This is a genomic window from Streptomyces pathocidini, assembly GCF_001418495.1.
GTDB lineage: Bacteria > Actinomycetota > Actinomycetes > Streptomycetales > Streptomycetaceae > Streptomyces > Streptomyces pathocidini.
Window position 1 is genome coordinate 1 of record NZ_LIQY01000072.1, and the last position, 9,518, is coordinate 9,518.

The 9,518-nt window shown below is 73.0% G+C and carries 10 protein-coding genes and 1 pseudogene; 5 read left to right on the plus strand and 6 right to left on the minus strand.

The genetic code is table 11. The features are described from left to right. The 3 genes from AOK16_RS04760 to AOK16_RS04770 form a co-directional block, all read left to right on the plus strand. Window positions 1-1,323, plus strand: a 1,323-nt coding sequence (locus AOK16_RS04760; protein ID WP_055470951.1) for a DUF2252 domain-containing protein, incomplete at its 5' end; no start/stop codon positions are given. Window positions 1,324-1,445: 122 nt separating this feature from the next. Beyond that, on the plus strand, window positions 1,446-2,282 hold the full coding sequence (locus AOK16_RS04765) for a J domain-containing protein (RefSeq protein WP_240483365.1): 837 nt from the start codon (window positions 1,446-1,448) through the stop codon (window positions 2,280-2,282). A gap of 160 nt (window positions 2,283-2,442) precedes the next feature. Next, window positions 2,443-2,787, plus strand: coding sequence for a rhodanese-like domain-containing protein (locus AOK16_RS04770; RefSeq protein ID WP_055470952.1), 345 nt, complete (start codon window positions 2,443-2,445; stop codon window positions 2,785-2,787). Window positions 2,788-2,883: 96 nt separating this feature from the next. On the opposite strand, the gene AOK16_RS04775 is transcribed toward AOK16_RS04770, so the two are convergent. The 6 genes from AOK16_RS04775 to paaA all read right to left on the minus strand — a co-directional run bounded on the left by AOK16_RS04775 (window position 2,884) and on the right by paaA (window position 7,878). Then, window positions 2,884-4,032, minus strand: a complete 1,149-nt coding sequence (locus AOK16_RS04775) for an acyl-CoA dehydrogenase family protein (RefSeq protein WP_055470953.1) — start codon at window positions 4,030-4,032, stop codon at window positions 2,884-2,886. A gap of 261 nt (window positions 4,033-4,293) precedes the next feature. Beyond that, entirely contained in the window at window positions 4,294-5,403 is a 1,110-nt protein-coding gene (gene paaE / locus AOK16_RS04780; protein ID WP_055470954.1) for a 1,2-phenylacetyl-CoA epoxidase subunit PaaE, read from the minus strand. Beyond that, a complete protein-coding gene (gene paaD, locus AOK16_RS04785) occupies window positions 5,404-5,922 on the minus strand; it encodes a 1,2-phenylacetyl-CoA epoxidase subunit PaaD (protein WP_055470955.1) in 519 nt (172 codons plus the stop codon). Beyond that, on the minus strand, window positions 5,916-6,617 hold the full coding sequence (gene paaC / locus AOK16_RS04790) for a 1,2-phenylacetyl-CoA epoxidase subunit PaaC (RefSeq protein WP_055470956.1): 702 nt from the start codon (window positions 6,615-6,617) through the stop codon (window positions 5,916-5,918). The genes paaD and paaC overlap by 7 nt, the downstream gene beginning before the upstream one ends. Next, window positions 6,614-6,901 (minus strand): 1,2-phenylacetyl-CoA epoxidase subunit PaaB, encoded by a 288-nt coding sequence (paaB, locus tag AOK16_RS04795; protein ID WP_055470957.1) that lies wholly within the window; start codon window positions 6,899-6,901, stop codon window positions 6,614-6,616. Before paaB ends, paaC begins: the two co-directional genes overlap by 4 nt. Beyond that, window positions 6,898-7,878: a 1,2-phenylacetyl-CoA epoxidase subunit PaaA gene (gene paaA / locus AOK16_RS04800; RefSeq protein ID WP_055470958.1), complete on the minus strand. Its 981-nt coding sequence runs from the start codon at window positions 7,876-7,878 to the stop codon at window positions 6,898-6,900. Before paaA ends, paaB begins: the two co-directional genes overlap by 4 nt. A 239-nt stretch (window positions 7,879-8,117) precedes the next feature. Between paaA and AOK16_RS04805 the strand changes: the two genes are divergently transcribed. Both AOK16_RS04805 and AOK16_RS04810 read left to right on the plus strand, forming a co-directional pair. Next, window positions 8,118-8,795: a DUF5819 family protein gene (locus tag AOK16_RS04805; RefSeq protein ID WP_055470959.1), complete on the plus strand. Its 678-nt coding sequence runs from the start codon at window positions 8,118-8,120 to the stop codon at window positions 8,793-8,795. Further along, window positions 8,792-9,518, plus strand: a pseudogene (locus AOK16_RS04810) (HTTM domain-containing protein); the annotation flags it as partial. The gene AOK16_RS04805 and the pseudogene AOK16_RS04810, both read left to right, overlap by 4 nt.

Here is a 9,518-nt window from a genome sequence, read left to right on the forward strand (position 1 = left end):
GCGCTCGCGGCGGTCGAGGAGTCCAGCTCCGGCCGACTGCCCGAGCTGACCCCGATACGGGTCGGCCGGATGGCCGCGACCCCCTTCGCCTTCCTGCGCGGCTCGGCCGGGCTGATGGCGTACGACCTGGTGTCCACGCCGGTCACCGGGCTCGGCGCGCAGATCTGCGGGGACGCGCACGCCGCGAACTTCGGGCTGTACGGGGACGCCCGCGGCAGCCTGGTCATCGACATCAACGATTTCGACGAGACCGTCCACGGCCCGTGGGAGTGGGATCTGAAGCGGCTCGCGGCCTCGCTGGTGCTGGCGGGGCGAGAGGCGGGCGCCGACGAGGACACCTGCCGCGCGGCGGCGTACGACGCCACCGGCGCCTACCGGCGCACGATGCGGCTGCTGGCCAGGATGCCGGTGCTGGACGCCTGGAACGCGATAGCGGACGAGGAGTTGGTGTCCCACACGGATGCCCGCGATCTGGTCGGCACGCTGGAGCGGGTCGCGGAGAAGGCGCGGCGCAACACCAGCGCGCGATTCGCGGCCAGGGCCACGGAGGTGGTGCCGGACGACGCGGGCGGTCCAGGCAGTTCGGATGGTCCAGGCGGTTCGGGCGGGGCCTTTGGCGAGGCCGGGGCGGCGGTTCCGCGGCGGCGCTTCACCGACGCGCCACCGGTGCTGCGCCGGGTCCCGGACGCCGAGGCGGCGGCGGTGGCGGGGGCCCTCGGCGGATACCTGGAGACCCTGCCGGAGGACCGGCTTCCCCTTCTCGCGCGGTATGCGGTGCACGACGTGGCGTTCCGCGTCGTGGGCACGGGCAGCGTGGGCACACGGTCGTATGTGGTGCTGCTCTTGGACCACCGGGGCGAGCCGCTGGTCCTCCAGGTGAAGGAGGCCCGGGCTTCCGCGCTGCTGCCGCATGTGGTGAAGGCCGGCTTCGAGGCCGGGGACGCCGGGCACGAGGGGCGCCGCGTGGTGCTGGGCCAGAAGCGGATGCAGGTCGTCAGCGACATTCTGCTCGGCTGGACCACGGTCGGGGAACGCCCTTACCAGGTACGGCAGTTCCGCAACCGGAAGGGCAGCGTCGATCCGGCAGCGCTGACCCCGGACCAGCTGGACGACTACGGCCGGATGACCGGCGCCCTGCTGGCGCGGGCGCACGCCCACACCGCCGACCCCCGGCTGATATCCGGCTACTGCGGCAAGAACGAGGAGCTGGACGAGGCCGTCGCCGCCTTCGCCGTCGGCTACGCCGACCGCACGGAGGCCGACCACGCGGACCTGGTGGCGGCGATCCGCGACGGGCGTATAGCGGCGGAGACCGGCGTCTGAGCTCGTCCGCCCCGCACCCGGCCGGGCGTGGCGGCGGGGAACACGGGGTCGTGTTGATCAGGCCGCGAGCAGCACCCGGCCGGGCGCGGGGGGTTCGGGGGTGCCCGTAGGCTGGCCGGGTGATGATGTCGGGAGCCGGGACGAACCCGGAAGAGGGGCGCCGCGCGGGGGCCGCTCAGGACGAGACGCGGGCCGAGGCGCGCCTGGAGCGGGCGGTGCGCACCGCCGAGCAGGCGCTCATCGAGTTCGAGATCGCCCTGGAGACCTTCCGCGTCGAAGTCGAGAACTTCTCCCGGCTGCACCACCAGCGGCTGGGCCCGATGTACTCCCGCCTGGACGAGCTGGACGCGCTGATTGCCGAGGCCGTCGCGGCCCGGACCGGCGACCCCGAGGACGCCCGCAAGGCGCGCGAGGCCCGCGGGCTGGTGATGCCGATGCCCAAGGTCGAGGAGCTGTTCCACGGCTGGATGGACTCGGAGGGCCTGTCGCCGGAAGCTACCGCGATGCTCACCGAGCAGCCGGTGAAGCCGCCGCGCCGGGTTCGGCCCGGCGAGGAGGTCCGCCGGATCTACCGCGAGCTGGTCCGCCGGTCGCACCCGGATCTGGCCCGGGACGACGCGGAGCGGGAGCGGCGCGGGGCGTTCATCGCGCGGGTCAACGAGGCGTACGCGGCCGGGGACGAGGAAGCGCTGCGGGCGCTCGCCGACGAGTGGGCGGCCGGGCCGCCCGAGGAGGGCCGCCGGCCGAGCCCGAGCGAGGAGCTGTACGCCCGGTTGGAGTGGCTGGCCGAACGCAAGGAACTGCTGGCCGCGATGGCCGCGGAGCTGGAGTCCAGCGCGATCGGCGCGATGCTGAAGATGGCGCCGAACGACCCGGACAGGCTGCTCGAGGAGATCGCCGAGCAGCTGCTGGCGGATGTCGCCGAGCGGGAGGCCCGGCTGGCGCGGCTGGTTGGGTAGCGTGCGGAGGAGCGCGCGCCGTCGTCCGGCGGTGGCTCCGCACCTCCGTAGGACCGCCTCCGTACGGCCTCTTCGTACAGGCTCTCCGTTTCGGATGGCTTCTCCGTACGGGCCTCTGCGACCGACTTCTTGACCACTGGCACTTGAAAGGTTGGACCCCATGCACTTCGCCCCGCTGCCTGCCGTGGACGCCGCGGAGGTTCCGGCCGACGGCTTCCTGCTGGACGTCCGCGAGGACGACGAGTGGGCGGCCGGGCACGCCGAAGGCGCGCTGCACCTGCCGATGAGCCGGCTCGTGGCCCGCTTCGGTGAGCTGACCGAGGCCGTGCCCGAGGGCGGCCGGGTGCATGTGGTGTGCCGGGTCGGCGGCCGGTCGGCGCAGGTCGCGCAGTACCTCATCGCGCAGGGGCTGGACGCGGTCAACGTGGACGGCGGGATGCTCCGCTGGGAGTCGGCCGGACGCCCGCTGGTGGCGGACGGCGGCGCCCAGGCCTTCGTGCTCTGAGCCCTCCGACGGACTGTGAGCCTGTGACGGCCTACGAGTCCTGTGGCGGCGGCACCTGCCTTGACCCCGCCGGGTCTTGAGCCGCCCTCTCCCTCCTCAGCCGAGGGCGTGTGCCGCCAGCAGGTCGCCGAGCGTCTCCTCGTGCGCGGCCGCCGGGCCGAGGGAGAGTTCGAGCTGTTTGGCCCACGCGTGGTAGCGGTGCAGCGGGTAGTCGGTGTCCGCGCCGAAGCCGCCGTGCAGGTGCTGCGCGGTCTGCACCACCCTGCGTACGCCCTCCGAGGCCCAGATCTTGGCGACCGCGACGTCGCCCGCCCGCGGCAGCGCGGACGTGGTGGCGGTGCCCTTCTGGGAGGCGGTGAGCCGCCAGGCCGCCTGCCAGAGGGTGGCCGCCATCGCGCGCAGGTCGATGTAACGGTCGGCGGCCTGGACGGCGACGGCCTGGAAGGTGGCCACGGGGAAGCCGAACTGCTCGCGCTTGCCGGTGTATTCGCCGGTCATGCGCAGGACGCTCTCACCGAGTCCGAGCGCCAGGGCGCAGGTTCCGGTGGCGAGCAGGTCGCGCAGCCACTCCCAGGCGCCGTCGGCGGTCAGCACCTCGCGGCCGGTGAGCCGTACGGAGTCCAAGCGCACCTCCGCGTACCGCTCGCCGCTGGTGGAGACCTGGTCGGCGAGGGTGACGCCGTCGTGCGCGCGGGGGACGAGCGCGAGGATCGTACGGTCGTCCCCCGCCAGGGCCGGGACCACGATCAGGTCGGCGTTCTGGGCCCAGGGCACGGCCGTCTGCGTGCCGTCCAGGGTCCAGTCCTCGCCGTCCTGCCGTGCGCAGACGGCGAGTTGGGCGGGCTCGTGGCCGGTGCGGCCGTTGGAGGCCACGGTGAGGACGAGCTCCCCGCGGCCGACGCGTGGGAGCAGCGCGTCGCACAACCCGTCTGGGGCGTAGGTGCGCAGGGCGAGGGCCGCGGCGGTGGTCTCCAGCAGCGGCAGCCGAGCCAGGACCTTGGCGGACTCGCGCAGGACGAGGCAGAGCGCGACGGGGTCGAGCCCCGCGCCGCCGTGCCGGGGGTCGAGGACGAGGCTCAGCAGGTCCGCGGCGGCCAGCTTGCGCCACAGGGGCCGGTCGAAGTCCTCGGCCACCGCGCCGGGTGTGAGTGCCGGGCTGGGCACGGCATCGGGCGCGACCCCGGAGAAGACCGCCTTCGCCGCCTCGACGGCTGCCTGCTGTTCCTCGGTGAAGGTGAAGTCCACTGCCCGTCCTCCCGCGTGCCCGGCCGTCTCGTCTCCTATATTTCTGACGGAGCGTCAAGGTAGAACAGGTTCCAGGAATAAGGAAGCGGGCGTCGGGGGCGGCTGGCCAGTGCCAGTTGGGCAGTTGCCAGTTGGGCAGGGCCAGTTCGGCAGGAACCTGCGGGATCGGGTCGCATGGAAGCAAAGGTGCGTGGACTCGGGGCGCGTCGCTGCGAGGCCGGCCCACTCGGGTCGGGGATGCGTGGGCTCGGGGCGCGCGGGTCAGCGGTCGAAGTCCAGCTCCACCCGCTCGGTGACCGGGCGGGACTGGCAGGCCAGCACATAGCCCGCCTCGACCTCCTCCGGCTCCAGCGCGAAGTTGCGGTCCATGCGGACCTCGCCGGAGACCAGGAACGCCCGGCAGGTCCCGCACACCCCGCCCTTGCACGCGTACGGCGCGTCGGCACGGTTGCGCAACACGGCCTCCAGCAGTGATTCCCCGTCCCGCACCGGCCAGTTGCCGGACCGGCCGTCCAGGGTCGCGGTCACCTCACCGCGTGCGGGGGCGGTGTCCGGCGCGGGCCGGGCAGTGGCGCCTTCGTCGACGTGGAAGATCTCCTGGTGCACCCGGCCGCGGCGCACCCCGAGGGCGCGCAGGGCCCGTTCGGCGCCCGCCACCATCCCGTAGGGCCCGCACAGGAACCAGCCGTCCACCGACTCCACCGGCAGCAGCGCGGGCAGCAGCCCGGTCAGCCGCTCCTCGTCGAGCCGGCCGGAGTCCAGTCCGGCCTGCTGCTCCTCGCGGGAGAGCACGTGGACCAGGTGGAACCGGTCGGGGTAGCGGTCCTTGAGGTCGGCGACCTCTTCCAGGAACATCGCCGAGGCGGCGGTGCGGTCGCTGCGGATCAGGCAGAAGCGGGCGGCGGGTTCGCGGGCCAGCAGAGTCGAGGCGATCGACAGCACGGGCGTGATGCCGCTGCCCCCGACCACGCCGGCGAAGTGGCCGGGGCGGGGTTCGAGCACGAACCTCCCGGCGGGCGCCATGACGTCGACGGTGTCGCCGACCGCGAGTTCCTTGAGAGCGAACGTCGAGAACTCGCCGCCCTCGACCAGCCGTACGCCCACCCGCAGGGTCCGTGGGCCGTCGGGATCGGTGGCGGGCCCGCAGATCGAGTACGTGCGGCGGATCTCCGCGCCGCCACCCGCGCGGCGCAGCGCGAGGTGCTGCCCGGGCTCGTAGCGGTAGACGGCGCGCAGTTCGGGCGGCACCGCGAAGGTGACGGCGACGGAGTCGTCCGTCAGCCGGTCGACCGCTGCCACGCGCAGCGGATGGAACGCGCCGTGGCGGCCGGCCGGGGCGGGGGCGGCCGTCGCGGCCGCGGTGCGGTCCATCTACAACTCCTTGAAGTGGTCGAAGGGTTCGCGGCAGGACTCGCATCGGCGCAGCGCCTTGCACGCGGTGGAGGAGAAGCGGCTGAGCAGCGTGGTGTCGGTGGATCCGCAGTGCGGGCAGCGGACCGTCAGCTCCACCATGACTGGCCCGCTCGATGGGCCCGGGCCGCCGCCGGGGCGCGGAGGTGCGATGCCGAACTCCTCCAGCTTGCGGCGCCCTTCGGTGCTGATGGCGTCGGTGGTCCACGGCGGGGAGAGGACGGTGCGGACCGCGACTTCGGGAATGCCGTGCTCGTGCAGCACTCGCTGGATGTCTGCCGACATCGACTCGATTGCCGGGCACCCGGTGTAGGTGGGGGTCAGCTCGACCTCGACGCGGCCCGGTCCGAGGATCTGGAGGCCGCGCAGCACGCCCAGTTCGTCCAGGGTGAGCACCGGCAGTTCGGGGTCGGGCACCGACCCGGCGAGTCTGCGGAGCTCCTCTTCGAGGGCGGTCGTCCCGAGCTCTTCGGTCACCATGTCGCCCCCGGGTGGCTGCGGTGCAGGTGCTGCATCTCGGCGAGCATCCGGCCGAAGGGCTCGGTGTGCAGGCCCTGCCGCCCGGCCCCCGCCGTCCAGGCGCCCCGCTGCGGGCCCTCGGGCACGGTCAGGGTGGCCCGGTCCAGCACGGAGCCGATCGAGTCCGTCCAGCCCCGGCGGAGCGCGTCCCGGTCCAGGTCCAGTCCGTCGACCGGTTCGAACAGCTCGCCGGTGTACCGCCACAGGGTGTCGAGGCCGCGCCGCATCCGCTCACGGCTCTGGGCCGTGCCGTCGCCGAGCCGCAGCGTCCAGTGCTCGGCGTGGTCCCGGTGGTAGGCGACCTCCTTGGCCGCCTTCCGGGCCAGAGGCGCGAACTCGCTCTCTCCGGCGGCCAGTTGCCCGTACAGCAGCTCCTGGTAGGTGGAGAAGTAGAGCTGGCGGGCGATGGTGTGGGCGAAGTCGCCGTTCTCCTGCTCGACCAACTGCACGTTGCGGAAGGCGCGTTCCTCCCGGAGGTACGCCAGTTCGTCCTCGTCTCCGGCCATCGACAGCAGGACGCGGGCCTGGCCCAGTAGGTCCAGGGCGATGTTGGCGAGTGCGACCTCCTCCTCCAGGACGGGGGCGTGCCCGGCCCACTCCCCCAGCCGGTGCGCGAGCACCAGCGCGTCGTCGCCGAGGGCGAGTGCGGCGGTCACAGGTGCTTCACCCCGTCCGGGATCTCGTAGAAGGTCGGGTGCCGGTAGGGCTTGTCGGCGGCGGGCTCGAAGAACGGGTCCTTCTCGTCGGGCGAGGAGGCGGTGATTGCCGAGGAGGGCACCACCCAGATCGAGACGCCCTCGGACCTGCGGGTGTAGAGGTCGCGGGCGTTGCGCAGGGCCATTTCGGCGTCGGGGGCGTGCAGGCTCCCGGCGTGGGTGTGCGACAGTCCTCGGCGGGAGCGCACGAACACCTCCCACAGCGGCCATTCGGATGCGCTCATGCCGTTGCCTCCCCGTGGAGCCGGTCGGTGTGCTTCGCGGCGTAGGCCGCCGCGGCCTCGCGCACCCAGGCGCCTTCTTCGTGGGCCTGCCGCCGCTGGGTGATGCGCTGGTCGTTGCAGGGGCCGTTGCCACGCAGCACTTCGCGGAACTCCTCCCAGTCGATGGGGCCGAAGTCGTGGTGCCCGCGCTCCTCGTTCCACCTCAGGTCCGGGTCGGGCAGGGTCAGGCCGAGGGCCTCGGCCTGGGGGACGCAGATGTCCACGAAGCGCTGGCGCAGCTCGTCGTTGGAGTGGCGCTTGATCTTCCAGGCCATGGACCGGGCGGAGTGCGCCGACTCGTCGTCGGGCGGGCCGAACATCATCAGCGAGGGCCACCACCAGCGGTCCACCGCGTCCTGTGCCATCGCGTGCTGCGCGTCGGTGCCGCGGCTGAGGGCCAGCAGCAGTTCGTAGCCCTGCCGCTGGTGGAAGGACTCCTCCTTGCAGATGCGGACCATCGCCCGGGCGTACGGCCCGTAGGAGCAGCGGCACAGCGGGACCTGGTTGGTGATCGCCGCGCCGTCCACGAGCCAGCCGATGGCGCCCACGTCGGCCCAGGTCAGCGTGGGGTAGTTGAAGATCGAGGAGTACTTCTGGCGGCCGGAGTGCAGCTTGTCGAGCAGGTCGTCGCGGCTCGCGCCCAGGGTCTCGGTCGCGCTGTAGAGATACAGCCCGTGGCCCGCCTCGTCCTGGACCTTGGCCATCAGGATGGCCTTGCGCCGCAGCGAGGGGGCGCGGGTGATCCAGTTGGCTTCCGGCTGCATGCCGATGATCTCGGAGTGGGCGTGCTGTGCCATCTGCCGTACGAGCGTCGCGCGATAGTCGCCCGGCATCCAGTCGCGTGGCTCGATGCGCTCGTCGGCCGCCACCGCCGCGTCGAAGGCCTCCGCGTACGCCTCGGCGCCCGCGCTCTCCGATTCCACCACCGTTGCCACCACGTGCCCCTCTCCCTCGGCGAGCCCGGCGCCGGCCGGAGCGGGCGACCCCGCACCCGAACCAACCGACCGATCGTTCGGTTCAATGGTGCTGTGGCCGCCGTAGGGTGTCAAGGCTGTGGATAACCGCGGGAGGCTGCGCCTGGCCCGGCGCCCTGAGTACCGTTCCTCCCGAGTCCTCCGCGGTATTCCGAGGGCGGATTCCTGGGGAGATGCGGGCGGCGCGGGGACGGGAGGGGCGCATGGAGCGGGACGACGAGGGCGGGGCACCGCCGCCGGGCGGGTCGGCCGCGCTCTCCCTGCCCTCGCGCATCGTGGTCGCCGTGGCCCTCGCGGCCGTCGCCGTCGCCGCAGCCTGGCACGTGGCGATGGTGTTCCTGCACGTCGCACCGTCCAACACGGTCACCAAGCAGCACGGCGAGGTTGTCGACGCCTACGTGTATCCGGAGTTCGAACAGAACTGGAAGCTGTTCGCCCCCAACCCCCTCCAGCAGAACATCGCCGTGCAGGCCCGCGCCGAGATCCGTACGCCCGGCGGCGGGACGGCCGTCACGGGCTGGACCGACCTGTCCGCCCAGGACGGGGCGGCCATACGCCACAACCTCCTCCCCAGCCACACCCAGCAGAACGAACTCCGCCGTGCCTGGGACTTCTTCAGCGGCTCGCACGACGCCGAGAACCGGCCGAACGGCCTGCGCGGACATCTCTCCGAGCAGTACCTCCGGCGGATCGCCGCCCTCCGCCTCGGCCCCGAGCACGACGGCGGCCAGGTCCTGCGGGTGCAACTGCGCTCGGCCGTCACCCCCGTCGCCCCGCCCCCGTGGAGCGAGGAGAAGATCGACACCAAGACCGTGCACCGCGTCCTGCCCTGGTGGACGGTCACCGCCGCGGACTTCCCCGAGGGGGCCGAGCGCCCGTGACGACCACGCCGAACTCCCCAGCGGGGACGGGGAGCTCCGCCGTACGCGGCGCCCGGCGCGCGCTCGCGCGCTCCATCGACCGGGTCACCGGCAGCGCACTCGGGCCCTACCAGACCGCCGTGGTCCGGATCGGCTTCTCCTTCACCTGGCTGGTCTTCCTGCTCCGCGAGTGGCCGCACCGCCACGAGCTGTACGGGCCGGACGGGCCCTGGAGCTGGGACCTGGCGCGGCAGCTGACCGACGGGAATGGCGCCTTCACGGTCCTCATGTGGTCCGACGGCGGCTTCTGGTTCGAATGCGTCTACGCCGCCGCGCTGCTGGCCGCCGCCCTTCTGCTGCTCGGCTGGCGCACCCGCACCCTGTCCGTGCTCTTCATGGTCGGGGTGCTCTCGCTGCAGAACCGCAGCATCTTCATGGGCGACGGCGGTGACAACGTCATCCACCTCATGTCCCTCTACCTCGTGCTCACGCGCTGCGGCCAGGTGTGGTCGCTGGACGCGCGGCGGCGCAGGAGGCGGCGGGAGAGGCTGGGCCCGGGCGAGGCCGCCGAGGATCCGGGCGGCGGCGGCACCGGTATCGCGCTGTGGGCGGTGCTGGGGCTCGCCCTCGCCACCGCCACCGTTCTGGACCGGCTGAGCTTCGGGTGGGCGCTGTTCTTCTGGGGCCTGTGGACCGGCCACGCCCTGTGGTGGGGCGTACGGCGGTACGCGCGCGTGGCGGCGG